This window comes from Immundisolibacter cernigliae (assembly GCF_001697225.1).
Classification (GTDB): Bacteria; Pseudomonadota; Gammaproteobacteria; order Immundisolibacterales; family Immundisolibacteraceae; genus Immundisolibacter; species Immundisolibacter cernigliae.
The window spans coordinates 1,570,751-1,595,510 of sequence record NZ_CP014671.1 but is presented as its reverse complement, the minus strand read 5'-3'; the positions used below and the strand labels follow the sequence as shown (position 1 = coordinate 1,595,510).

The 24,760-nt window shown below is 69.5% G+C and carries 21 protein-coding genes and 1 tRNA gene; 10 read left to right on the top strand and 12 right to left on the bottom strand.

What is annotated here, in order from left to right; genetic code table 11:
- Window position 1: 1 nt before the first annotated feature.
- Window positions 2-1,285 (top strand): adenylosuccinate synthase, encoded by a 1,284-nt coding sequence (locus PG2T_RS07590; RefSeq protein ID WP_068803919.1) that lies wholly within the window; start codon window positions 2-4, stop codon window positions 1,283-1,285.
- A 259-nt stretch (window positions 1,286-1,544) separates the two neighbouring features.
- On the opposite strand, the gene PG2T_RS07585 is transcribed toward PG2T_RS07590, so the two are convergent.
- Window positions 1,545-1,631, bottom strand: a tRNA-Leu gene (locus PG2T_RS07585).
- Window positions 1,632-1,711: 80 nt separating this feature from the next.
- Here PG2T_RS07585 and rnr point away from each other — a divergent pair.
- From rnr to radA, 8 genes are all read left to right on the top strand, one after another.
- On the top strand, window positions 1,712-3,952 hold the full coding sequence (gene rnr, locus PG2T_RS07580) for a ribonuclease R (protein WP_068803917.1): 2,241 nt from the start codon (window positions 1,712-1,714) through the stop codon (window positions 3,950-3,952).
- Window positions 3,949-4,707, top strand: coding sequence for a 23S rRNA (guanosine(2251)-2'-O)-methyltransferase RlmB (rlmB, locus tag PG2T_RS07575; protein WP_068803915.1), 759 nt, complete (start codon window positions 3,949-3,951; stop codon window positions 4,705-4,707). The genes rnr and rlmB overlap by 4 nt, the downstream gene beginning before the upstream one ends.
- A 98-nt stretch (window positions 4,708-4,805) precedes the next feature.
- Window positions 4,806-5,240 (top strand): 30S ribosomal protein S6, encoded by a 435-nt coding sequence (gene rpsF, locus PG2T_RS07570; protein WP_068803913.1) that lies wholly within the window; start codon window positions 4,806-4,808, stop codon window positions 5,238-5,240.
- 26 nt (window positions 5,241-5,266) lie between these two features.
- On the top strand, window positions 5,267-5,491 hold the full coding sequence (gene rpsR, locus PG2T_RS07565; RefSeq protein ID WP_068803911.1) for a 30S ribosomal protein S18: 225 nt from the start codon (window positions 5,267-5,269) through the stop codon (window positions 5,489-5,491).
- Window positions 5,492-5,495: 4 nt separating this feature from the next.
- Window positions 5,496-6,446, top strand: coding sequence for a hypothetical protein (locus PG2T_RS07560; protein WP_068803910.1), 951 nt, complete (start codon window positions 5,496-5,498; stop codon window positions 6,444-6,446).
- Between the two features lie 192 nt (window positions 6,447-6,638).
- Entirely contained in the window at window positions 6,639-7,085 is a 447-nt protein-coding gene (gene rplI / locus PG2T_RS07555) for a 50S ribosomal protein L9 (RefSeq protein WP_068803908.1), read from the top strand.
- Between the two features lie 20 nt (window positions 7,086-7,105).
- Window positions 7,106-8,461, top strand: coding sequence for a replicative DNA helicase (gene dnaB, locus PG2T_RS07550; protein ID WP_068803906.1), 1,356 nt, complete (start codon window positions 7,106-7,108; stop codon window positions 8,459-8,461).
- Window positions 8,462-8,482: 21 nt separating this feature from the next.
- The gene (gene radA, locus PG2T_RS07545) at window positions 8,483-9,853 is read left to right on the top strand and encodes a DNA repair protein RadA (protein ID WP_068803904.1); all 1,371 of its coding nucleotides are present in this window, start codon (window positions 8,483-8,485) and stop codon (window positions 9,851-9,853) included.
- A gap of 124 nt (window positions 9,854-9,977) precedes the next feature.
- Here radA and PG2T_RS07540 read toward each other — a convergent pair whose 3' ends face one another.
- The 11 genes from PG2T_RS07540 to PG2T_RS07490 all read right to left on the bottom strand — a co-directional run bounded on the left by PG2T_RS07540 (window position 9,978) and on the right by PG2T_RS07490 (window position 22,915).
- Window positions 9,978-12,689 carry an HAD-IC family P-type ATPase gene (locus tag PG2T_RS07540; RefSeq protein ID WP_075968154.1) on the bottom strand — a complete coding sequence of 904 codons (2,712 nt, stop codon included), beginning with the start codon at window positions 12,687-12,689 and terminating at the stop codon, window positions 9,978-9,980.
- A 66-nt stretch (window positions 12,690-12,755) separates the two neighbouring features.
- Window positions 12,756-13,079, bottom strand: a complete 324-nt coding sequence (locus PG2T_RS07535) for a Na+/H+ antiporter subunit G (RefSeq protein WP_068803899.1) — start codon at window positions 13,077-13,079, stop codon at window positions 12,756-12,758.
- Entirely contained in the window at window positions 13,076-13,312 is a 237-nt protein-coding gene (locus PG2T_RS07530) for a K+/H+ antiporter subunit F (protein ID WP_068807926.1), read from the bottom strand. Before PG2T_RS07530 ends, PG2T_RS07535 begins: the two co-directional genes overlap by 4 nt.
- A 35-nt stretch (window positions 13,313-13,347) precedes the next feature.
- On the bottom strand, window positions 13,348-13,833 hold the full coding sequence (locus tag PG2T_RS07525; RefSeq protein ID WP_068803897.1) for a Na+/H+ antiporter subunit E: 486 nt from the start codon (window positions 13,831-13,833) through the stop codon (window positions 13,348-13,350).
- Entirely contained in the window at window positions 13,830-15,344 is a 1,515-nt protein-coding gene (locus PG2T_RS07520; RefSeq protein ID WP_068803896.1) for a monovalent cation/H+ antiporter subunit D, read from the bottom strand. The genes PG2T_RS07525 and PG2T_RS07520 overlap by 4 nt, the downstream gene beginning before the upstream one ends.
- Entirely contained in the window at window positions 15,341-15,688 is a 348-nt protein-coding gene (locus PG2T_RS07515; RefSeq protein WP_068807923.1) for a Na+/H+ antiporter subunit C, read from the bottom strand. Before PG2T_RS07515 ends, PG2T_RS07520 begins: the two co-directional genes overlap by 4 nt.
- Before the next feature lie 5 nt (window positions 15,689-15,693).
- Window positions 15,694-18,459, bottom strand: coding sequence for a monovalent cation/H+ antiporter subunit A (locus PG2T_RS07510; RefSeq protein WP_068803894.1), 2,766 nt, complete (start codon window positions 18,457-18,459; stop codon window positions 15,694-15,696).
- A 129-nt stretch (window positions 18,460-18,588) separates the two neighbouring features.
- Window positions 18,589-19,500: a DMT family transporter gene (locus PG2T_RS07505; RefSeq protein WP_068803892.1), complete on the bottom strand. Its 912-nt coding sequence runs from the start codon at window positions 19,498-19,500 to the stop codon at window positions 18,589-18,591.
- Entirely contained in the window at window positions 19,500-20,630 is a 1,131-nt protein-coding gene (locus tag PG2T_RS07500) for an acyl-CoA dehydrogenase family protein (protein WP_068803890.1), read from the bottom strand. Before PG2T_RS07500 ends, PG2T_RS07505 begins: the two co-directional genes overlap by 1 nt.
- Window positions 20,631-20,644: 14 nt before the next feature.
- The gene (locus tag PG2T_RS07495) at window positions 20,645-21,700 is read right to left on the bottom strand and encodes an IS481 family transposase (RefSeq protein ID WP_418268528.1); all 1,056 of its coding nucleotides are present in this window, start codon (window positions 21,698-21,700) and stop codon (window positions 20,645-20,647) included.
- A gap of 15 nt (window positions 21,701-21,715) precedes the next feature.
- On the bottom strand, window positions 21,716-22,915 hold the full coding sequence (locus PG2T_RS07490; protein WP_068803888.1) for an acyl-CoA dehydrogenase family protein: 1,200 nt from the start codon (window positions 22,913-22,915) through the stop codon (window positions 21,716-21,718).
- Between the two features lie 111 nt (window positions 22,916-23,026).
- On the opposite strand from PG2T_RS07490, the gene PG2T_RS07485 reads away from it, so the two are divergent.
- On the top strand, window positions 23,027-24,751 hold the full coding sequence (locus PG2T_RS07485; protein WP_068803886.1) for an FAD-dependent oxidoreductase: 1,725 nt from the start codon (window positions 23,027-23,029) through the stop codon (window positions 24,749-24,751).
- The last annotated feature ends 9 nt before the right edge of the window (window positions 24,752-24,760 follow it).

Here is a 24,760-nt window from a genome sequence, read left to right as displayed (position 1 = left end):
GATGGCGAAGAACGTTGTCGTGGTGGGCACCCAGTGGGGTGACGAGGGCAAGGGCAAGGTGGTCGACCTGCTGACCGAGCAGGCCGCCGCGGTGGTGCGCTTCCAGGGCGGCCACAACGCCGGCCACACGGTGGTGGTGGGCGGCGTCAAGACGGTGCTGCACCTGCTGCCGTCGGGCATCCTGCGCCCCGGCGTGCTGTGCCTGATCGGCAACGGCGTGGTGCTGGCGCCCGATGCGCTGCTCAAGGAAATTGCCGAGGTGGAAGCGGCCGGCGTCGACGTGCGCTCGCGCCTGCGCATCAGCCCGGCCTGCCCGCTGATCCTGCCCTGTCATGTGGCGCTCGACCAGGCGCGCGAGCTGGCGCTGGGCGCCGGCAAGATCGGCACCACCGGCCGCGGCATCGGCCCGGCCTACGAGGACAAGGCGGCCCGTCGCGCGCTGCGCATGGGCGATCTGCTGCAGCCGGCGCGCTGCGAGGCCAAGCTGCGCGAGCTGCTGGACCTGTACAACTTCCTGCTCACGCAGCGCTTCGGCCAGCCGGCGCTGGAACTCGAACCCATGCTCAAGCAGGCCCTGGCCTGGGGCGAGGCGCTGCGCGCGCTGGTGGATGACGTGCCCGGCCTGCTGCACGAGCTGATGGCGGCCGGCAAGCCGGTCATGTTCGAGGGCGCGCAGGGCACGCTGCTGGACGTGGACCACGGCACCTATCCGTTCGTCACCTCGTCCAACACCATCGCCGGCGCGGCCGCGGTCGGTGCCGGCGTCGGCCCGACCGCCATCGGCTACGTGCTTGGCATCACCAAGGCCTACACCACGCGCGTGGGCTCCGGCCCGTTCCCGACCGAGCTGTTCGACGCGGTCGGCCGGCACCTGGCGGATGTCGGCGCCGAGCGCGGCGCCACCACCGGCCGGCCGCGCCGCTGCGGCTGGTTCGATGCCGTCGCCATGCGCCGCAGCGTGCAGCTGAACGGCGTCAGCGGCCTGTGCATCACCAAGCTCGACGTGATGGACGGCCTGGACACGGTCAAGATCTGCACCGACTACCGCGGCGGTTCGGGGCAGTTCGGCCTGTACGACGCCGACGCGCTGGCCGCCTGCGAGCCGGTCTACGAGGAACTGCCCGGCTGGCAGGGCGTCAGCGCCGCCAGCGGCTTCGATCAACTGCCGGCCAACGCAGTGCGCTACCTGCGCCGGCTGGAAGAACTGCTGGGCGTACCGGTCGACATGGTATCAACCGGCGCCGAGCGTTCGCGCACCATCGTGCTGCGCCATCCGTTCGATTGAGAGCGTGTGACATTCAAGCTCTCGGCCCGGCCAGGGATGGCCGGTCGCATATCGGGCACGCAAGTGCCTGATATGCGGGAGCGAGTCCGGGCGTGTACCGGACTTGCGACAGAAGAAATGCACAGGACGTGCATTTCTTCTCAAACAGCGCCGCGCCAGCGCCAGAAACGCAAAACCCGCCGAAGGGCGGGTTTGTGGTGCGGGCTCAAAGCGCCCGCGGTGCGCACGGTTATATCCGGCCGGCATGCACCATCAAGGATGGTGCCGAGAAGAGGACTTGAACCTCCACGGGGTTTCCCCCACTAGCACCTGAAGCTAGCGCGTCTACCAATTTCGCCATCTCGGCCGATCCGCCCCGACCCCTGCGGACCGAAGCGAGCGCGGCATTCTACCGGCCACCGGCCGGCTGTCAACGAATCATTACCCATGACAAAACGAAGTTCACCCAAAGATCCCCACGGCAAACGCGAAGCGGCCCGCTACGAGCGCCCGATCGCCAGCCGCGAACTGATCCTCGACGTGCTGGCCCGGGCCGGCAAACCGCTGCCGGCCGTAGCCATCGCAGAGCAACTCGCCATCACCGACGACTGGGCCTTCGAGGCACTGGCCAAGCGCCTGGGCGCCATGGTGCGTGACGGCCAGCTGCTGCTGGACCGCCGCGGCCGCTACGGCCCGGTGCAGCAGATGGACCTGCTGCGCGGCCGGGTCAGCGCGCACAAGGACGGCTACGGCTTTTTCATCGCCGACGGCGAGCATGCGGATCTGTACCTGTCGCCGCGCGAAATGCGCGCGGTGATGGACGGCGACCGGGCCGTGGCCAGCGTCACCGGCGTCGACGCCCGTGGTCGCTATGAAGGCAGCATCGTCGAGGTGCTGGAGCGCCGCCACCGTCGCGTGGTCGGTCATTACCGGCGCGACGACAAGCTGGCCTGGCTGGTGCCGGACGACCGCCGGCTGGGCGGCGAGATCCTGGTCACGGACAGCGCCATCGGCAAGAAAGTGCGTGACGGTCAGATTGCGGTGGTCGAGATCACCCACTACGCCGACCGCCGGCAACCGGCCCGCGGGCTGCTGGTCGAACTGCTGGGCGAGCACATGGCGCCGGGCATGGAAATCGACATCGCGCTGCGCAAGCACGACCTGCCCTGGCAATGGCCAGCGCCGGTCGAAGCCCAGGCGGCCGGTTTCAACGCCCGTGTCACGGCTGCCGACAGCCGCGGCCGCGAGGATTTCACGCACCTGCCGCTGATCACCATCGACGGCGAGGACGCGCGCGACTTCGACGACGCCGTTTACGCCGAACGCGACGGCCGCGGCTGGCGGCTGCTGGTGGCGATCGCCGACGTGAGCCACTACGTACGCCCGGGCAGCGCCATCGACGTCGAAGCGCACCTGCGCGGCACGTCTGTGTACTTCCCGCAGCGCGTCATTCCGATGCTGCCGGAAGTGTTGTCGAACGAGCTGTGCTCGCTCAAGCCCGAGGTCGAGCGCCTGGCGCTGGTGTGCGACATGCGCATCAATGCCCGTGGCGAGGTAAAGGAATACCGCTTCGCCCGCGGCGTCATCCGCTCGCATGCCCGCACCACGTACACCGAGATCGCCGCCGTCGTTGCCGGTGACGAAACCCAGCGAGCGCACTACCAGGCACTGGAGCCGCAGATCCAGACCCTGCACCGTCTGTACCAGGCCCTGGACGGCGAGCGCCAGCGGCGCGGCGCGGTGGAGTTCGAATCGTCCGAGGCGCGCATCGTCTACGGCCCGGACCGCAAGATCGACCGCATCGAGCCGGTCACGCGCAACGTCGCCCACTGCATGATCGAGGAGTGCATGATCGCCGCCAACCGCTGCGCGGCGCAGTTCCTGAGCGAGCGCGCGCTGCCGGCCCTGTACCGGGTGCACGACCGCCCGAACGCGGAAAAAGTCACGGCGCTGCGAAGCTTCCTGGCCGAGTTCGGCCTGCAACTGGGCGGCGGCGACGAGCCCACGCCGTCGGACTATCGCGCTTTGACCGAGCTGATCGCGCAGCGTCCAGACCGCTACCTGCTGCAAATTCCGGTCCTGCGCAGCTTCAAGCAAGCCATCTACGACGCCGAATGCCGCGGCCACTTCGGCCTGTCGCTGGAGGCCTACGCGCACTTCACCTCGCCCATCCGTCGCTACCCGGACCTGCTGGTACACCGCGCCATCGTGCATGCGCTGCGCGGGCGCAAGGCCAGCTCCTACCACTACACGGGCGAGCAGATGGCGACGCTGGGCGCGCACTGTTCGCTCACCGAGCGGCGCGCCGACGACGCCACGCGCGAAGTCATCGCCTGGCTCAAGTGCGAGTTCCTGCAGGATCGCGTCGGCGAGGTCATGAGCGGTCTGGTCAGCGGCGTGGCGGCGTTCGGCCTGTTCGTGACCCTGGACGGCGCCTACACCGAAGGCCTGGTGCACATCACGGCGCTGCCGGAGGACTACTACCACTTCGATCCGCTGCACCACCACCTGACCGGCGAGCGGCGGCGGCGCGTGTTCCGGCTCGGCGATCGCCTGCAGGTGCGGGTCATGCGCGTGGACCTGGACGAACGCAAGATCGATCTGGATTACCTGGGCCGCGAGGGAGAGCGCGTCGCCGAGCCGGCCGTCAGTCGCGACGCCCCCCGCCGCACGCGCAAGCGGCGATGAACAGCCGCCACCTTGCCTATGGCCTGCATTCGGTGCGGGCATTGCTGGAGCGGGAACCGGCTGCCGTTGCGCGCCTGCTGGTCACGGACCGCGACCGCGGCACCTTGAGCGAGCTGGCGACACTGGCCACCCGGCACGGCGTCCCGGTCGAACTGCGCTCTGCGGCGACGCTGGACCGCCTGACGGCGCACGCCACCCACCAGGGCGTGCTGGCGCTGCTGGCCGCGCCGCCGCAGGCACTCGACGAGAACGCGCTCGAAGGCATTCTCGAACAGGCCGAGCGGCCGTTGCTACTGGTACTGGACGAGGTGCAGGACCCGCGCAACCTGGGCGCCTGCCTGCGCAGCGCCGATGCCGCCGGCGCGCACGCCGTGATCGCGCCGCGCCGCAACGCGGCGGGGCTTACCGCGGCCGCCATCAAGACCGCCGCCGGCGCCGCCAGTACCGTGCCGTTCGTGCAGGTCGGCAACCTCGCCCGCACGCTGCGCTTCCTGAAAGGCGCCGGGCTCGCCCTGTACGGTGCCGACGCGCGCGCCGACACCACGCTGTACGACACAGACCTCGCGCCGCCCTGCGCCCTGCTGCTGGGTGGCGAGGGCCAGGGCCTGCGCCGGCTCACGCGCGAGCTGTGCGACGGCCTGATCACCATCCCGATGACCGGCGCGGTCGGCAGCCTGAACGTGTCGGTGGCGGCGGCGGTGTGCCTGTTCGAGGCCGTGCGCCAGCGGCGGTCTTGTCCCGGCGGACCCGCCTGAGTAGAATCACCGCCCTTTTGCCGGCCGCGATAAAAACCACACAGCGGCATCCTTGCCCGGATTCGTGCGATCCGAGCTGTCAGCCACAAGGAGTGTTCATGCGTCATTACGAAATCGTGCTCCTGGTCCACCCGGACCAGAGTGAGCAGGTGCCCGCCATGCTCGAGCGCTACCGCAGCGTGATCGAGACCCGCGGCGGGGCGATTCACCGCCAGGAAGACTGGGGGCGCCGCCAGCTGGCCTACCCGATCGCCAAGGTACACAAGGCGCACTACCTGCTGCTGAACATCGAGGCCAACGACGAGGCCATGCGCGAGCTGGCCAGCGCGTTCCGCTTCTCCGATGCGGTGCTGCGCAATCTGGTCATCAAGCGTGACGAGGCGGTCACCGAGCCGTCCGCCATCGCCATTGCCCGCGAGAGCGAGGAGCGGCGTGATCGTCGGCCGCGCCGCGATGAGCGCGACGGGGAAGCCGTCGCCGCCGAGGGTGATGCCGAAGGCGACGACGCCGTCGCCGACGATACCGACGCCTGACCCAAGCCCGCACCAGGAACCCGAACATGGCCCGCTATCTGCGCCGCAAGAAATTCTGCCGCTTCACTGCCGATCAGGTAACCGAGATCGACTACAAGGATCTGGAAACCCTGAAGCAATACATCTCCGAGACCGGCAAGATCATCCCGACCCGCATCACCGGCACCAGCGCGCGCTATCAGCGCCAGCTGACGCGCGCCATCAAGCGCGCCCGTTTCCTGTCGCTGCTGCCGTACAGCGACGCGCACTAGACCGGTGACCGGGGCGCCCGCCGCCGGCGATCGCCTGGCGACGCTGGCGGCCTGGCTGGCGGCGGGCGGGTGGCGCGCTGCGGCACTGCTGGCGGCGCTGGCGGTCGCCCTGCTGGCCGCGCTGCTGTTGCCCGGCGCGGTGCTGTTGTTGCCGCTGGCCTTGGCCTGCAATGTGGCCGGCATCAGCCTGCTGGCGCTCGAAGCCGGTCCGCAGGCCGCGCTGCGCAGCCTGCTGCTGACGGTCCTGCTGCTCACGCCGCTGGTACTGGTCGGAGGCGCCGGCCTGCTCGGGCCGGCACTGCTGTTTGCCTGGCTGCCGGGCCTGGCCGCGGGCCTTGCGCTGCGATCCGCGCGCAGCCTGCCGCTGGGACTGTTCGTGCTCACGGCGCTGGCGGTGACGGTGGTGCTGGTTGTGAACCAGACCGGGCTGCCTACCGGCGAGCCCGAAGGCCGACAGGCTTTGGTCGATGCGCTGCTCAAGCTGAACGCGAAGCTGCCGGCGGGGGAACTCGAGGCGGCACTGGATGTGATGTTGCAGCTGGCCGGCGGCCTGCTGGCGCTGGTGCTGCTGGGCACGTGGACCGGCGGCCTCGCCCTGGCGCGCAGCCTGCAGGCGCGGCTGCGGCGGCCGGGCGCCTTCGCGCAGGAGTTTCGCGCGCTGCGCTTCGGGCGCGCGTACAGCCTGCTGGTAGTGGCAGCGGTTGCGGCGGCGCTCACGCTGCGCCTGGCCGCTGGCGGCCTGGCGGTGGAACTGGCGCTGGTGCTGGCGCTGCCGCTGTTGCTGCAGGGGCTGGCCCTGGTGCACGCGGAAACGGCGCGGCGCGGCTGGTGGAGCCGCCTGCCGTGGGCGGTGTACCTGATGCTGGTGCTGGCCACGCCGCAGATCGGGTCGCTGCTGGTTCTGCTGGGCCTGATGGATAATTGGCTCGATTTCAGAAACCGCCCGCTGCGCTGAGCGCGGGCACCCGGGCAACGCCAAGCGACGCGGCGCTGCCCGCGGGCCAGGGATGGCCCGCCGCGAATCGGTCACGCACGTGACCGATTCGGCGAAGGCGCGGCAGGTCCAGGACCGGCCGCGGCGTACGCTGGGAAATCCAGGATGGATTTATCCAGCGCTTAACCTAGCAACAGCCTGGAGGCTGCGGTCATGCAAGTGATTCTGATGGAAAAAATTCGGCACCTGGGCAACGTCGGTGACCGGGTCGAGGTCAAGGGCGGCTACGGGCGCAACTACCTGCTGCCGACCGGCAAGGCCGTGTTCGCCTCGCGTGACAACGTCGCGCGCTTCGAGGAACAGCGGGCCGCCATCGAGAAAGCCGCCGCCGAAACCCTCGCCAAAGCGCAGGCCCGCGCCACCGCCCTGCAGGATGTGAACGTGACCATCGCCCACAAGGCCGGTGACGGCGGCCGTCTGTTCGGGTCGGTCACCACGCGTGAGATCGCCACCGCGCTGACCGCCGCCGGGCACGCCGTGGACAAGCAGGAGCTGAACCTGCCCGAAGGCGCCATCCGCAACCTGGGCAGCTTCCCGCTGGACGTGAACCTGCACGCGGACCTGGTGGCGCGCCTCACCGTCGAGGTGGTGGCGGAGTAATCCCCCACCCCGCTCGCCCCATGGCCGACCCGGCCGCGCTCAAGGTTCCGCCGCATTCCATCGAGGCCGAACAGTCGGTACTCGGTGGCCTGCTGCTGGAAGGTACCGCCTGGGACCTGGTCTCGGACCGGCTGGTCGACGAGGACTTCTACCGCCAGGACCATCGCCTGATCTACCAGGCCATCCGGCGTGTGTACGACCAGGGCCGGCCGTGCGACCTGATCACGGTCGCCGAGTGCCTGGAGCAGTCCGAAGAGCTCGACCGCGCCGGTGGCATGGCCTATCTGGGCCTGCTGGCGGGCGGCGTGGCCAGCGCCGTCAACATTGCCGCCTATGCAGACATCGTGCGCGAGCGGGCCATCGCCCGGCATCTGATCAGCGTCGGCAGCAACATCGCCGACAGCGGCTTTCACCCGCAGGGCCGCCCCGTCGCCGAGCTGCTCGACGCCGCCGAAAGCCAGGTATTCGAGATCGCCGAGCGCGGCGCCCGCGCCCGCTCGGGCTTCTCCGCCATCAAGGATCTGCTGCCGACGGTGGTGGAGCGCCTGGACGCCCTGTACCGCTCCGGCATTGCCATGACCGGCATATCCACCGGCTTCACGGACCTGGACCGCATGACGTCTGGCATGCACCCGGCCGAGATGATCATCGTTGCCGGCCGGCCGTCCATGGGCAAGACCTCGTTTGCCATGAACATGGTCGAGAGCGTGGCCATCCGGGCCCGCCAGCCGGTGGCCGTGTTCAGCATGGAAATGCCGGCCGAACAACTGGCGCTGCGCATGATCTCCTCGCTGGGCCGGGTCGACGCCCACCGCGTGCGCACCGGCCAGCTGCACGACGACGACTGGCCGCGCGTGACCTCGGCCGTGACGCTGCTGGGCGAGTCCAACATTTTCATCGACGACACACCGTCGCTGTCGCCGATGGACCTGCGCGCCCGTGCCCGGCGCCTGAAACGCCAGCACGGCCTGGGCCTGATCGTGGTCGATTACCTGCAGCTGATGCAGGTGCCGGGCGCCAAGGACAACCGGGTGCTCGAAATCTCCGAGATTTCGCGCTCCCTCAAGGCCCTGGCCAAGGAGCTGTCGGTGCCGGTGATCGCGCTGTCGCAGCTGAACCGCTCACTCGAAACGCGGCCCAACAAGCGCCCGGTGATGTCGGACCTGCGCGAGTCGGGCGCCATCGAACAGGATGCCGACGTGATCCTGTTCATCTACCGCGACGAGGTCTACAACGAGGACAGCCCCGACAAGGGCAAGGCCGAGATCATCATCGCCAAGCAGCGCAACGGGCCGATCGGTCACCTGTTTCTGGCCTTCCTGGGCGCCTACACGCGCTTCGAGGACCTGGCGCAGGACTACGGCGGCTATGACTGACCCGGCCCTGCGCTGACGCCCATGGCGCGCGACCGCAGCCTGTACCGCTGCGCCGAGTGTGGCGCGAGCTTCGCCCAGTGGGCCGGGCAGTGCACCGCCTGCCAGGCTTGGAACAGCCTCGTCGAGCAGACCGCCGCGCCGGCCGTGCGCGGCGGCGCCAGACAGCCGGCCACCGGCTGGAGCGGCGAGCGCAGCGTGGTGCGCCTGCGCGAGGCGCGGGCCGGCGCACCGGCCCGCCTGGCCACCGGCTCATCGGAACTCGACCGCGTACTCGGCGGCGGCCTGGTGCCCGGATCGGTGGTGCTGCTGGGCGGCGATCCTGGCATCGGCAAGTCCACCCTGCTGCTGCAAACGCTGGCGCGCCTGGCCGATTCAGTGCCGGTCCTGTACGCCAGCGGCGAGGAATCCGCGGGCCAGATCGCCGCCCGCGCGCAGCGCCTGCAACTGGGCGACGCCGACCTGCCGCTGCTGATCGACGCACGGCTGGAAGCGATCCTGGACGCCGCCGCCGACTGCCAGGTACTGGTGGTGGACTCCATCCAGACCCTGTTTGCCGAATCGGTCGCCTCGGCCGCCGGCTCCGTGTCACAGGTGCGCGAGTGCGCCGCCCGCCTGACGCGCATGGCCAAGACGCACGGCATCAGCGTGCTGATCGCCGGCCACGTCACCAAGGACGGCGCCCTGGCCGGCCCGCGCGTGCTGGAGCACATCGTCGACACCGTGTTGTACTTCGAGGGCGACAGCACCAGTCCGTATCGCATCGTGCGCGCCTTCAAGAACCGCTTCGGCTCGGTCAACGAACTAGGCGTGTTCGCGATGACCGAAACCGGCCTGCGGGAAGTCAGCAACCCGTCGGCCATCTTCCTGACTCGCCACCCGCGCCCGGTGGCCGGCAGCGTGGTGATGGCGACGCTCGAAGGCACCCGCCCGCTGCTGCTGGAAGTGCAGGCGCTGGTCGAATCGAGCCCGCTGGGCACCCCGCGGCGGCTCACGCTGGGCATGGACGGCAGCCGTCTGGCCATGCTGCTGGCGGTGCTGCACCGCCACGCCGGCGTGGCGCTGTTCGACCAGGACGTGTACGTGAACCTGGTCGGCGGCATCAAGGTGACCGAAACCGCCACCGACCTGCCGGTGCTGCTGGCGGCGCTGTCGAGCCTGCGCAACCGGCCGCTGCCGGCGGACCTGCTCAGCTTCGGCGAAGTCGGCCTGGCCGGCGAAGTGCGCCCCGTGCGCGGCGGCCAGGAGCGCCTGGGTGAAGCCGCCAAACTGGGCTTCAAGCGCGCCGTGGTCGGCAAGCTGAACGCTCCGCGCAAGGCCATCCCGGGCCTCGAAGTGCTGGCCCTGGAGCACCTGGGCGAGATCGGGGACGTGTTCGCGCAGCTGGTGGATTAGGAAACGCTGACGCATTCAGCATTTCCCACAGCGCAGGGGTGTGCAGCCAGAATCAGTGGCTGTAAGCCGCTGATTTTGTGAGCCAACGGAAAACCACGCTCCTGCGATAGCCAGGTCAAGCCATTCACACGCTCCGGACCTGCAAGCGCCGCAGCACGGCCTTCTCCGCTTCCACCGCCAGGAACTTGCCCAGCCCCAGGGCAAGAATCATCGACCAGGAAAGCATATCCAGCGCGGCGGTGCCGAACAGTTGCTGCATCGGCGGGGCATAGGTAAACAGGAGCTGGAAAACGACCAACAGCACGGCCATCCACAGGGCCACCGGGTTGCCGGTGAGGACGTCCCGGGTCAGGGCGCTGGCCGTGAAGCGGCGCACATTGAACAGGTACACCAGCTCGCCAAAAACCAGCATGTTCACGGCCGCTGTGCGCGCCATCTGAACGCTGCTGCCGCGCGCCAGTTCCCACTCGAACACGGCGAAGGTGACGGCGATCATCAGCAGGCTCACGTAGGCGATGCGTGCGGCCAGCACGCGCGTGATCAAGGGCTCCGAGGGCCGGCGCGGCGGTCGGCGCATCACGCCCGGCTCGGCCGGCTCGAAGGCCAGCGCCAGAGCCAAGGTCACCGCCGTGACCGTGTTCACCCACAGAATCTGGCCGGCAGTGACCGGCAACGCCAACCCGGCGAACAACGCCAGCAGGATCACGCCCGCCTCGCCGCCGTTGGTGGGCAGCATGAACAGCAGCGATTTCTTGATGTTGTCGAACACCACGCGGCCCTCGCGCACGGCGCGGGCGATGGTGGCGAAATTGTCGTCGGTGAGCACCAGGTCGGCGGCTTCGCGGGCGGCATCGGTGCCCTTTTGCCCCATGGCCACACCGATATTGGCGGCCTTGAGTGCCGGGGCGTCGTTGACGCCATCGCCGGTCATGGCCACCAGTTCGCCCTGGGCCTGCAGGGCAGCCACCAGGCGCAGCTTGTGCTCCGGGCTGGCGCGGGCGAACACATCGTTTTCGAGGACCACACGCTGCAGTGCCGCATCGTCCAGCCCAGACACGGCATCGCCCGTGACTGCACGATCGGCGTGCAGTCCCAGTTGCCGGCCGATGGCCGCCGCCGTGACGGCGTGGTCGCCGGTGATCATCTTGACCCGCACCCCGGCGCGCTGGCAGTCGGCCACGGCCACGATGGCTTCCTCGCGCGGCGGATCGATCAGACCGACCAGCCCCAGCAGGGTGAAACGCCGGCTGATGTCGGTCATGGCAAGCGCCGTCGTGCCGGCCGGCATATCGCAGGACGCCAGCGCCAGCACGCGCTGTCCCGCACCGGCGGCGTCTTCCATGCGCGCCGCCCAGGCAGCCCGATCGAGCGGCTGGCCGCTGGCATCCTGTCCGCACAGGTCCAGCACACGCTCCGGCGCGCCCTTGAGCAGCACGCAGGCGCGGCCAGCGTGTTCGTGATGCAGCGTGGCCATGAAACGGTGTTCCGACTCGAACGGAATCGCGTCGACCCGCGGCCAGGTCGCGGCTTCTTCGAGCGGATCCAGCCCGGCCTTGCAGGCAAGCGTGAGCAAAGCCCCTTCGGTGGGATCGCCCACCAGCTGCCAGCCGCCGGTCGCATCGTGGCCGAGCCGGGCGTCGTTGCACAGCAGGGCGCAGCGGGACAGCCCTTGCAGCAGCCCGTCCTGCGCGGCGTCCACGCTCACGCCATGTCCATGAAAGCCGCCCTCGGGCGCATAACCGGCGCCGGTCACTTGCAGCGTGTGCGTGGGCAGCATGACCTGCACGGCGGTCATCTCGTTGCGGGTCAGCGTGCCGGTTTTATCGGAACAGATGACCGTGACCGAGCCCAGCGTCTCGACCGCCGGCAGGCGTCGGACGATGGCATTGTTGCGCGCCATGACGCGCGTACCGATGGCCAGCACGATGGTGACGATGGCCGGCAGACCCTCCGGAATGGCCGCCACCGCCAATGCCACCACGGCCAGGAAAACGTCCAGCGCCGGCATGCCGCGAACGAAATGCCCATACAGAAACGTCACCAGCCCCACCGTCAGGATGAACAGCGTGATCTGGCGGGCGAACTGATCGAGGCGCCGGGTCAGCGGCGTGGCCAGCGTCTGCACCTCGCCCACCAGCCTGCCGATGTGGCCCATCTGCGTCTGCTGGCCGGTGGCGACCACCACGCCGTGCGCCTGGCCGACGCTGACCACGGTGCCGGCATGGGCCATGCAGGAGCGATCGCCGATGGGCGCGGCGCCGGCCACCGGTTCCGTGCCCTTCTCCACCGGTACCGACTCGCCGGTAAGAGCCGCTTCGTTGACGCGCAGGTTCCTGACCCGCAAAAGCCGCAGGTCGGCCGGCACCCGGGCGCCGGATTCCAGCAGCACGATGTCGCCCGGCACCAGCAGGGCGGCGTCGATCTCGTGGCGCTCGCCGTCGCGCAACACCATGGCGCGACTGGCCAGCATGGCGCGCACCGCCTCCAGCGCCTTGTGCGCCCGGCCTTCCTGCACGAAGCCGATGACGGCATTGATGAGTACCACGCCGGTAATTACCGCCGCGTCCACATGGTCGTCGAGCGCGAAAGTGACGGCACCGGCCACCAGCAGCACGTACAACAGGGGGTTGTGAAACTGCAGCACGAAGCGCAGCCACGGCCCGCGTTGCCTGGGCTCCGGCAGGCTGTTGCGACCGTATTGCTCGAGACGCCGGGCCGCCTCGTGCCGGCCGAGGCCGCTGCCGGCGCTGCTGGACAGCGCCTGCAAGGCCTCGGCGCAGTGCCTAGCGTGCCAGGCGGGCGGGTCGGCGGCGGCTGACGAATCGGGTTGTGTCATGACGATCGTTTCGCTCGGCGCGCGACGAGGCCAGCCGCGGCACCTTCAGGAACCTCACCACGTGACTCATTCGGCGGGCGGCAGCGGCGGCTTCGTCCGCGGATCCAGGTGCAAGGCCGCCTTCACCAACAGGTGCGCGCTGACCGGCGCGCTGATGAACAGAAACAGCATGATCAACAGCTCGTGCAGGCTCAGCGTCGGCCCGCGCAGGCTCAGGTGCAGGCTCGAGGCGATCAATATGCTGCCCACGCCCAGCGTGGTGGCCTTGGTCGGGCCGTGCACGCGTTTGTAGAAATCCGACAGCTTGGCCAGGCCAAACGAGCCGATCAGCGCGAAGCCGCCGCCGACCAGCAACAGACCGGCGATGAGGTAATCGGCCAGCAGACTCATTCGATGATGTCCCGACGCAGCACGTAGCGCGACAGCGCCACCGTGCCGACGAAACCCAGCACCGCGATCACCAGTGCCACCTCGAAATACACGTCGGTGCCCAGATGAATGCCCAGCAGCACCAGCATCGCCAGCGCGTTGATGTAGAGCGTGTCCAGCGCCAGGATGCGGTCCGGCAGGGCCGGGCCACGCACGGCACGCCACAGGTTCAGCCCCATGGCCAGCGCCAGCATACCGGCCGCCAGCGGCAGCGCGTAGTCCAGCGGATTCACGTGAAAATCTCCATCAGTGGGCGTTCATAGCGCTGTTTGATGCTCGCCGCCAGCGCCGCGGGATCGTCGCAGTTGAAGGCATGCACCAGCAGATACCGCCGGTCGGCGCTCAGGTCCGAGGACACGGTGCCCGGCGTCAGGGTAATGATGCCGGCCAGGGCGGCAATGCCATGGGGGTCGCGGATGTCGAGCGGCAACCACACGAAGCGGGGTCGCAATACCGACTCCGGCCCAAGGATGCGGCGGGCCACCTCGATGTTGGCCAGCACGATGTCCACCAGCACCACCATCAGCAATCGCGCCGCCCGCAGCGGGCGGCGCAGGCGGGCCCGCTCGGGGCGCAGGCGGTCGGTCAGCAGCGGCAGCGCCAGCGCCAGCAGCGCGCCCAGCAGCGCCTGGCCGGGTGCCAGCGTGTCGTTCAGCAGCAACCAGATCAGCAGCAGCGCGGCGCTGAGCGGCGGCGAGGGCAGCAGACGCCTCATGGCGTCACGCCCCCGCGCAACACCGGGCGGGCGCCCAGCACCGCGTCGATATAACCCGTCGGCGCCAGCAACTGCTGCGCGGCGGCGTCGGTGAAGCGCAGCACCGGCGCCGCCAGCACTGCCAACAGCACGCCAGCGGCCAGCAGGCCAAACACCGGGACCATTGCCAGCACGCCATGCCGCGGCCCCTCCTGCGCCGGCGAAACCTTCCAGAACAGGCGGCTGCCGGCCCGGCTGAAGGCGATCAGCAACGCGAAGCCGGACAGCAGCAGTACGGCCCACAGCGCAAAACCGCCGACCTGGCCGAGCGCGCCGCGCAGGATCAGCAGCTTGCCGACGAAGCCCGAAAACGGCGGCAGACCGGCCAGGGTGGCGGCGGCCAGCAGGAACATCCCGCCCAGCAGGGCCGGCTGACGCAGCGCCGGACCGCCGACCAGCGCACCGGCCAGATCGCCGCGCTGGCGGGCGATCAGCTCCGCCAGCAGAAACAGCGCCGCCACCGCCAGCGTGGTCTGCGGCAGGTAATAGAGCGCCGCCACCAGAGCCCTGTCGCCAGTCATGCCGACCGCGGCCAGCAAGGTGCCCGCCGATGCCATCGTGAGGTAACCGGCCAGGCGCGGCAGGCTGCCGGCACTGAGCGCGCCCAGGCTTGCCAGCGCCAGGGTCGCCAAGCCCAGCGGCAGCAACAGCGGCGCGGCCACGGCCAGGCGCTCGCCGACGAAAATCAGCGTGAACACACGCACGATGGCATACACGCCGACCTTGGTCATGATCGCGAACAGCGCCGCCACCGGCGCGCTGGCCGCGCTGTAGGTAGTCGGCAGCCACAGCCCCAGCGGCAGCACGGCGGCCTTCAGTCCGAACACCACCAGCAGCAGCAGGCCGGCGGCGTGCAGCAGGACAAGATCGGCGTCCGGCGCCTGCGCCACCTTGACGGCCAGATCGGCCATGTTCAGCGTTCCGGTCACGCCATACAGCAGGCTGACGCCAAGCAGGAACAGCGCCGAACCGACCAGGTTCAGTGTCACGAAATGCAGGCTGGCATGCAGCCGTCGCCGGCCACCCCCGTGCAGCAGCAGCCCATAGGAGGCAATCAGCAGCACTTCGAAGAACACGAACAGGTTGAACAGGTCGGCGGTCAGGAAGGCGCCGTTCAGGCCCATTACCTGCATCTGGAACAGCGGATGAAAATGCGCGCCACGCCGGTGCCAGTGCGGCGCCGCCGCCAGCAGGCTGGCCAGCGCCAGCACTGCCGTCAGCGTCAGCACCAGCGCCGCCAGACGGTCCACCGCCAGCACGATGCCAAACGGCGCCTGCCAGTTGCCTAGCAGGTAGGCCGTCACCCCGCCATCGGCCGCGCGCCCCAGCAGGCCGACGCAGATCACCAGCAGCGCAGCGGTCGCCAGCAGATTGACCGGCAACTGCCAGGCCGGACGCCAGCGTTCCAACACCAGCAGCAGCACAGCCGCGAACAATGGCAACAGGATCGGGATGATCGGCCAGTGGCTCATTGCGGTTCCTGCCGCCCGGCATCGACGTGGTCATCGTCGCCGGCGCGTCGGGCAGCCAAGGCAATCGCCACCAGCAGCGCCGTCATGCCGAAACTGATCACGATGGCGGTCAGCACCAGCGCCTGCGGCAGCGGGTCGGCGTACTGTGCGAGCGTGGTCGCGGTATCCGGCGCCAGGACGGGAGGTCTGTTCACCGCCAATCGTCCGGTCGCGAAGATGAACAGGTTCACCGCGTACGACAGCAGCGTGAGCCCCAGGATCAGGTCGAAACTGCGCGCGCGCAGCACCAGGTACACCCCGCAGGCGGCGAACAGGCCAACGCCCAGTGCGATCATCAGCTCCAGGGACATCAACCTGCACCCCGCGGTTGCCGGCGCGCCAGACTGAGCAGCGCCAGCAGCGTGGCGCCCACCACCACGGCAAACACACCCAGATCGAAGGCCATGGCGCTGGCCAGCGGCAGTTCGCCCAGCAGCGGCAGCACCGGATGAGCCGTGGTGCTGGTCAGGAACGGGTGTCCGAACAGCCAGGCGGCGACACCGGTCAGTCCGGCCAGCAGCAGGCCAGCGGCGATCCACACCTCAAACCCGGTATGCAGCCGGGCGTCGACCCAGGCGCTGCCGCGCGCCAGGTACTGCACCAGCAGCGCCAGCGCCAGCACCAGGCCGGCGATGAAGCCACCGCCGGGCAGGTTGTGTCCACGCAGCAGCAGGAATACCGCCACTGCGCTCGCCAGCGGCAGCAGCAGGCCCGACAGCAGCGTCAGCAGCAGCGGATGACGGTCGCTTGCCAGCCCGGCCTGCGGCCGCGGCGCCCGGCGCAGACGGCGCAATACGGCGTGGACGATCAGCCCGGCCAGTGCCAGCACGGCGATCTCGCCGAGCGTGTCGAAGCCGCGGAAGTCGACGATGATCACGTTCACGACATTGCGGCCACCGCCCAGCGGATAGGCCTGGCCGAGGAAATACTCGGATATCGACGTCGTCGGCCGCGTGAGCACGCCGTACAGCAATGCTGTCACCCCGCCGCCGGCCAGCAGGGCGATGCCGGCGTCGCGCAACCGCCGGGCCACCGGCTCGGCCGGCGCGTCATGCGGCAGACGGCCCAGCGCCAGCAACAGCAGGAGCAGGCTCGCCATCTCGATCAGGATCTGCGTCAGCGCCAGGTCGGGCGCCGACAGGTACACGAAGGCCAGCCCCACCACCAGCCCGGCGATGCCCAGCAGGATCACGGCCACCAGTCGCTGGCGGTGCAGCAGCGTCGCGATCACCGCCGCCAGCAGACCCACCAGCCAGATCAGGGCGATGATCGGCGGCATTGCCTGGCCCGCCACATCGCCCGGCTGATAGCCATGCCGCCACAGCGGCCAGGCCCCAGCGGCAATGGCGGCGAGCAGCAACAGCGCCATGTAACGGCCCAGCCGGCCATCGTCTATCCACCGCGTGACCCGCCCGGCGCCGGCCAGCAGCCAGGCCAGCAGCCGCTCGAAGGCCGCCTTGCCACTGTAGGCGGTCAGCTCCAGCGTGTGCATGTCCACCCAGCGGTGCAGGCCTACATACACCGCCACACCGCCGACCAGCGCCAGCACGCTCATCAGCAAGGGCAAGTTCAGGCCGTGCCATACGCCAAGACTGTAGGGCGGCAACTCACCGCCGTATGCCGCGCCGGCAGCCAGATGGAGCAAGGGCGCCACGGTCAGCCCCGGCAGCACGCCGACCAGCAGACACACCAACACCAGCAGCTCGACCGGCACGCGCATCCAGCGCGGCGGCTCGTGCGGCGTGCGCGGCAGATCGACGGCCGTGCCATTGAAGAACACGTCATGGATGAAGCGCACCGAGTAGGCGACGCTGAACAATCCGGCCAGCGTTGCCACCGCCGGCAGCGCCCAGGCCAGCGCGCCGCGCTCGCCAAGCAACAGCGTTTCGGCAAAGAACATTTCCTTGGACAGGAAGCCGTTGAGCAAGGGCACGCCGGCCATGGCCGCCGCCGCCGTCATGGCCAGCGTGGCGGTATGCGGCATGTAGCGATAAAGGCCATGCAGGCGGCGCATGTCGCGGCTGCCGGACTCATGGTCGATGATGCCGGCGGCCATGAACAGCGAGGCCTTGAAGGTGGCGTGGTTGACGATGTGAAACACCCCGGCCACCATCGCCAGCGGCCGGTCCAGGCCGAACAGCAGCGTGATCAGGCCCAGGTGACTGATGGTGGAGTACGCCAGCAGGCCCTTGATGTCATGCTGGAACAGCGCCAGCACGGCACCCAGCAGCAGCGTTGCCACCCCAGCCGCGCTCACCAGATAGAACCAGGCATCCGAGCCGCCGAGCGCCGGGTACAGGCGCGCCAGCAGGAACACGCCGGCCTTGACCAGCGTCGCCGAGTGCAGATAGGCCGACACTGGCGTCGGCGCGGCCATGGCCTGCGGCAGCCAGAAATGAAACGGGAACTGCGCCGACTTGGTGAAGGCGCCCAGCAGCACCAGCACCAGCGCCGGCAGGTAGTAGGGATGCGCGTGCAGCGCCGGGCCGGCGGCCAGCACCGCGTCCAGATCGTAGGAGCCGACGGCCGAGCCGATCAGCACCACACCGGCCAGCAGCGCCAGACCGCCACCGCCGGTGATGGCCAAGGCCATGCGCGCGCCCTGACGGGCATCCGCGCGCTGCGACCAGAAGCCGATCAGCAGGAACGAGCTGAGCCCGGTCAGCTCCCAGAACACCACCAGCAGGATCAGGTTATCGGCCAGCACCATGCCCTGCATGGCGCCCATGAAGGTCAGCAGCAGGCCGTAGAAGCGGGCGATCGGCTCGCCCTCGGCCAGGTAATAGCGCGCGTACAGCACGATCACCAGGCCGATGCCCAGCACCAGGCCGGCGAACATCAGCGCCAGGCCGTCCAGCCGGAAGCCGAAGTTCACCCCCAGCGTCGGCAACCATGGCCAGCTGACGCGCACGATGTCGCCGCCGGCCACCGCCGGCACACTGGCAACGAGCGCGGCGATGGCCAGCGCCACCACCGCCCCGGCCAGCCAGGCGCAGCGGTCGCGCGCGTCGTTGCGCTGCCCGAACAGTAGCGCCGCGCCCAGCCAGGGCAGCAGCGCGGCTGCCAGCAGGGTCATCGGCATGGCACTGTCGGGGAATGCGGGCGGGTCATCGGTGATTTACGTCGAGTGGCGGGCGGACCGTCCGCCACCACGGCGGTGGGCAATCGTATCCCGCCGATTCGGGCGGCGCCTACCCGCCGGCCGTCAGGCGCGTCGCGACCAGGCCTCGCTGAGCACCAGCATCGCAACGGCACCGCCGATCAGCGCCAGCCCCCCGGTGTTGGTGGCCGACAGCGGCTCGCCCAGCCACCAGGCGCCGGCCAGCATGCCGACCAGCGGCGTTGCCAGCGAGCCGATGGACGTGGTCACCGCCGGCAGCGCGCGGGTGACGGTCAGCAGGATCCAGAAGCACAGCCCGCTGGTCAGCGGCCCGTTGTACGCCAGGATGGCGATCGACTCGGGTGTCCAGCGAATCGTGGCGTTCGGCTCGAACATGATGGCCAGCGGGGCCAGCAGCAGCACCGCCACCGTCTGCTGCCAGGGCAGCAGCGACAGCGGCGTGCCGACCCAGCGGTGGGTGCGCACGTGCACGATCTGCAGCGCCCACAGCGCGGCGCCCAACAGCAGTAGGCCATTGCCCAACAGCACCCGCCGATCGCCCCAGTCGAAGCCGACCGGGTTGAACAGCACCGCCACGCCGGCCAGACCCAGCACGAAGCCGGCAATCTTGCCGCCGCTGAGACGCTCCTTGAGCACCCACACCGACAGCGGCAGCACCCACAACGGCGTGGTGTAGGCCAGGATCGCCGCCCGCCCGGAGCCGACGAAGCGCAGCCCGAGGAGGCTCAGCACCATGAACGTGCCCATCTGGATCAGGCCGATGCTGAGCACGATCGGCCAGTCCTGGCGCACCGGCAGGCGCAGCTCGCCGGCCAGCGCGGCCACGGCGAACATGGTCACGGCGCCCAGCGTCATGCGCAGCAGGGCGAAGTGAAATGGCGGGATGTAGTCCAGGCCGACCTTCATCACCGGCCAGTTGACGCCCCACAGCACCACCATCAGCACGAACAGGCCGGCGGCGGTGCGCGGCGACACCGCCGCGTTCGACTGCACCATCAGCCGCTGGCCGCGATGAACCGGTCCAGCGGCTGGCCGTTGTCGGCAAACCACACCGGCAGCATCGTCAGGCGCTTGAAGTAATGCGCCACGTCGAGCTCGTCGGTGACGCCGATGCCGCCGTGCAGCTGCACCGCCGTCTGCCCGACCAGCCGTCCTGCCTCGGCGCAGACCTGGCGCGCCGCAGCCACCAGGCGCTGGCGTTCCGGCGCCGGGGCATCGGCCTTGAGCGCCGCCGCGAGCGTGATCGAACGCGCCTGCTCGGCGGCCATGTACATGTCCACCAGCGCGTGCTGCAGCACCTGAAACTCGCCGATCTTGCGACCGAACTGCTCGCGCGTGCGCAGGTACTCGGCGGTGCGGTCGATCAGCGCCTGCATGCAGCCGAGCGCCTCGGCGCAGCCGGCGATGGCGGCCACATCGAGCAATTCGTCGAGCAGTGCAAAACCACTGGTCGCCTCGCCCAGCAGCGCGTCGTCACCCAGCTCCACCCGGTCCAGCGTGATTTCGGCCGCGCGCAGGCCGTCGATGGTGGCATAGCCGCGGCGGGTCACGCCGTAGGCCCTGGCCGGCACCAGGAACAGCCCGATGCCGCCCGGCGCGTCTTGGGCGCCGTGGCTGCGCGCACTCACCACCAGCGTGTCGGCGCTGGCGCCGTGCAGCACCACCGCCTTGCGCCCGGACAGCTGCCAGCCGCCGGTCACCTTGCGGGCCTTGGTTGCCACCTGCAGCGCGCCCGGCCGCCCGCCGGTCTCGGTGCTGGCCAGCGTGAGCTTGTGCGAGCCGGCGATCACGCCGGGCAGGATGGCCTCCTTTTGCGCCGGGCTGCCGCCGCGCTCCACGGCCAGCGCGCCCAGCACGGTGGCCAGGTACGGCTCCACCACCAGGCCGCGGCCGAACACCTCGAACAGGATGGCCAGGTCCGCCGCCGTGCCGCCGAAACCGCCGCTGTCTTCCGCAAACGGCAGACCGAGCCAGCCCAGCTCGGCGAAGGTCCGCCAGTGCGCCGGGCTGAAGCCCGGTTCAGCCGCGATGATCGCGCGGCGCTGCTCAAAGCCGTAATCGCGCTCGACGAAGCGCTCGGCCTGTTCCTTCAGCAGTTGCTGGAATTCCGACAGGGCAAAGTCCATGAGGAGGTCTTCCGTTACAGGCCGAACACGGCCTTGGCCAGGATGTTCTTCTGAATCTCGTTCGAGCCGCCGTAGATCGAGGTCTTGCGGGCGTCGAAATAGCTGTCACGTCCCGGCCGATTATTTGGCCTTCGATGAAACAGCTCCGGTTTTGAAGCGTACCAGTGCTGAAGCGCTTGAGCCGGAGTCTGGGCGTTCAGTGCCTTCTGCGGCAAGTGGTGGTTGTAGAGCGTGACATAGCGGTGCAGGGTCTGCTCCAGGTCCTCGCTGGACCTGAAGTGGTGCGTGCGCAGCAGGTCCGCGATGCGCCCGTTGAAGCGCTCGACCATGCCATTGGTCTGCGGGTGGCGCGGGGGCGTCAGACGGTGCTCGATGCCCAGTTCCTGGCACAGGCGATCGAACTCATGCGTCCCGGTCGGGGCCCGCGCCCGGCTCCCGAACAGCCGGTCCGTGAACTCGGTGCCGTTGTCGGTGAGCAGGCGCGTGATGCGCACCGGGCAGGCCGTGGCCAGGGCACTGAGGAAGGCGCGCGCCGAGCGCGCGCTCTTGTCGGCTTTCAGGGCCACGTAAACCCAGCGGGTGGCCCGATCGATGGCCACGAACAGGAACCGGCGCCGGTCCTCGTCGGCCATCTGCGGCAGGTACTTCACGTCGACGTGCACAAAGCCGGGCACGTAGGTCTTGAAGGTCTTGCTGACCGCTTTGTCCGGCGCCGGGCGCAGGGCGCGCAGGTTGCCCACGCCGTGGCGGCGCAGGCAGCGGTCCAGCCCGGAGCGGGACACGTCCGGACACAGGAACTCGCGCGTCACCGCCAGCAGGTCGTCCAGCGGCAGCAGCAGGGCCCGGCGCAGGTAGACCACGATCGCCTCCTGGCCGGGGGTCAACGTCGTTTGCAGGCGGTGCGCGGTGTGCGGCCGGTCGTAGACATCCGGGCGCCGCTTCCATTTGTAGATCGTCGGCTCGGTGACGCCAAAGCGGCGGGCCAGCACCGCCACCGGCTCATCACTGGCCGCGATCTGCGCCCGCACGTGGGGCGTGGTGCGGGCTTGTTTGTGCAGTGCAATCAGCATGCGGACACCTCCCGATCAACCGCTTTCCCGTCCCCTGCCAGCTCCCGGAACACCTCGCGCGCCAGCAGCAGCGGGGACCGAGACGGAACTATATGATGATCCGGGATGGAACAAATAGCTCGCCGCCAGCAGCGCCGCGTACTCCGGCCCGACCGCTTCCGCCTCCTGCCAGCCGAGCTTGAGCACCTTGGCGTCGTAAGGCAGCGCATAGGGGCCGACCGCCTGCATCAGCAGTTCCGTGATGGCCTGCTGGATTTGCGTGCCGCGCACCTTGAGCAAGGACGCCTGCGGCCCCGGCGCGTGACCGGCGGCTTCTTCCCACAGCGCGCGCAGGTCCGTGTACTCCAGCGCCAGCAGTTCGATTTCGAGCCGCGCCAGCTGGTCCGCGAAACGGGCGTCACCCAGCAGCCGGCGCTCGGCGGCGATGCGCTTCAGGCGCCGCAGTTGCTGCTTGCTGCGCGCCACGCCGGCGATGTTGCTGCGTTCGTGACCGAGCAGGAACTTGGCGATGGTCCAGCCCTGGCCCTCGCCGCCGACCAGACAATCGGCCGGCGCGAATACGTCCTCCAGGAACACCTGGTTGACCACGTGCAGGCCGTCGATGGTGATGATCGGCCGCACGCTCACGCCCCGGCTTTGCATGTCGATCAGCAGGAAGGAAATGCCCTCCTGCTTCTTGCCGGTACTTGCCGTGCGCACCAGCGCGAACATCCAGTTGGCGTAATGGGCGTAGGTGGTCCACAGCTTGGAGCCGCTCACCCGGTAGCCGCCCTCGGCCGGTTCCGCGCGCGTGCGCAGCGAGGCCAGATCGGAGCCCGCGCCCGGTTCCGAGTAACCCTGGCACCACCAGTCCTCGGAGGACAGGATGCGCGGCAGGAAACGCTGCTTCTGGGCCGGCGAGCCGAACGCCATCAGCACCGGCGCCAGCATCTTCAGGCCAAACGGCATGATGCGCGGCGTGTCCGCAGCGGCCAGCTCGTCCTCAAAGATGTACCGCCGCGTGGCCGACCAGCCGCAGCCGCCGTGCTCCACCGGCCACGACGGCGCGATCCAGCCTTTCAGGTACAGCAGGCGCTGGAAGCGCACGTAATCGTCCTTGCCCAACGCCAGCCCCAGCTCCACCTTGCGGCGGATGTCGGCCGGGTACTGCGTCGCAAGAAACTCGCGCACCTCGGCGCGAAAGGCTTCGTCTTCGGGCGAGAAATCAAGATCCATGGGCTTCCTCCAGACCGGCTCGGGCGATTGTAGTGCCCCCTGCGGCCGGCACGCCCACCCCTGCCGCCCATGCTCTACTTGCCCGGTCCCGAGGGGAGGAGGCAAATAACGATGAAACGAAATGATCTGCCGGACCCGGCCCGGCGGCGGCTGCTGGCCGGCAGCGCCGGCATGGTCGGGGTCGGGCTGCTGGGCGCGGCGCCGGTGGTGGCGGCGCACAACGTTGCGCACTGGGATGCGGAAACCGACGTGCTGGTGGTCGGCACCGGTGCCGCCGGCGCCGCGGCGGCCATCTTTGCCCGACAGGCAGACGCGGCCGTGCTGATGATTGAAAAGGCCGACTACTTCGGCGGCACCACGGCCAAATCGCAGGGTGGTTACTGGATTCCCAATAACCACCTGATGCGCGCCCGCGGCCTCACCGACGAGCGCGCGGCGGCGCTGCGCTACATGGCGCGCCTGTCGTATCCGGAGCTGTACAACGCGGCTGATACGCAGCTGGGTCTCGCGCCGGACGACTACGCGCTGATCGCGACTTTTTACGACCACGCCGCACGCGTGGTGCAGCGGCTCGAGACGCTGGGCGCCCTGGGCAGCACGTTCTTCCCCGGCGGCGCGGGCTACGAGTACATGCCGGATTACTACGCCGCGCTGGCGCAAAACGAGGCGCCGCTGGGGCGCATCCTGTCGCCGCGCCGGCCGGACGGCGCGCCGGGCATGGGCGACGAGATCGCGCGCCAGTTCGAGGTCGCGGTCAAGGCGCGTGGCATCGAGGTGCGCTTCCGACAACGCGCGGTGCGCCTGGTCCAGGACGCCAATGGCGCCGTGGTGGGTGTCGAGGTGGCGGACGCCGACCAAAAGACGCATCACCTGCGCGCCCGGCGCGGCGTGGTGTTCGGCACCGGCGGCTTCATCCACAACGCGGACCTGCGCCGGCGCTTTCTGCGCGGGCCGGTGTACGGCGGCTGCACGGTGCCGGCGGCGCAGGGCGATTTCATCCCGCTGGCCCAGGCGGCAGGCGCCCAGCTGGGCAACATGCAGCACGCCTGGTGGGCCGAGCTGGTGTTCGAACAGGCGGTGGTGAACTCGGCGGTGCCGATGAACGTGTTCGTGCCGCCGGGCGACGCCATGCTGCAGGTAGACCGCACCGGCCGGCGCTATGTGAACGAGAAGTTCGTCTACAACGAACGGGCGCAGCTGCACTTCGTGTGGGACCCGCAGCGCGCCGAGTACCGCAATCTGCTGACCTTCATGGTCTACGACCGGCGCGTGGCGGAGCAATTCGCCGGCATGTTCCCGCTTCCGCCGGGGCCGGCGCCGTATGTGATCGAGGGTGCCGATTTCCAGACGCTGGGCGCCGCCATCGGCGCGCGCCTGGCGCAGCTCGCGCCACATACCGGCGGATTTGCGCTGGACGATGATTTTGCCGGGCAGCTTGTGCACACGGTTAGCCGCTTCAACGGCTTTGCGACGAGCGGCAAGGACGCCGATTTTCAGCGCGGCGAAACGCCGGTCGAGGGCTATTTCCACAACATGTACCGGCCGCCTGATCAGACAAATCCGTCGCCGAACCCCACCATGCATCCGCTGGCAGACCAGGGGCCGTACTACGCCATCATCCTGTGCGCGGGCGTGCTGGACACCAAGGGCGGCCCGCGCATCGACACCCACGCACGGGTGCTGGACGCCTTCGGCGCGCCCATCCCGGGCCTGTACGGCGCCGGCAACTGCATCGCCTCGCCGGCCGCCCAGGCCTACTGGTCGGCCGGCGGCACCATCGGACCTGCCCTTACCTTCGGAGCGCTGGCGGGCGAGCACGCCGCCGCACGCCGGTAGCCGGCCACT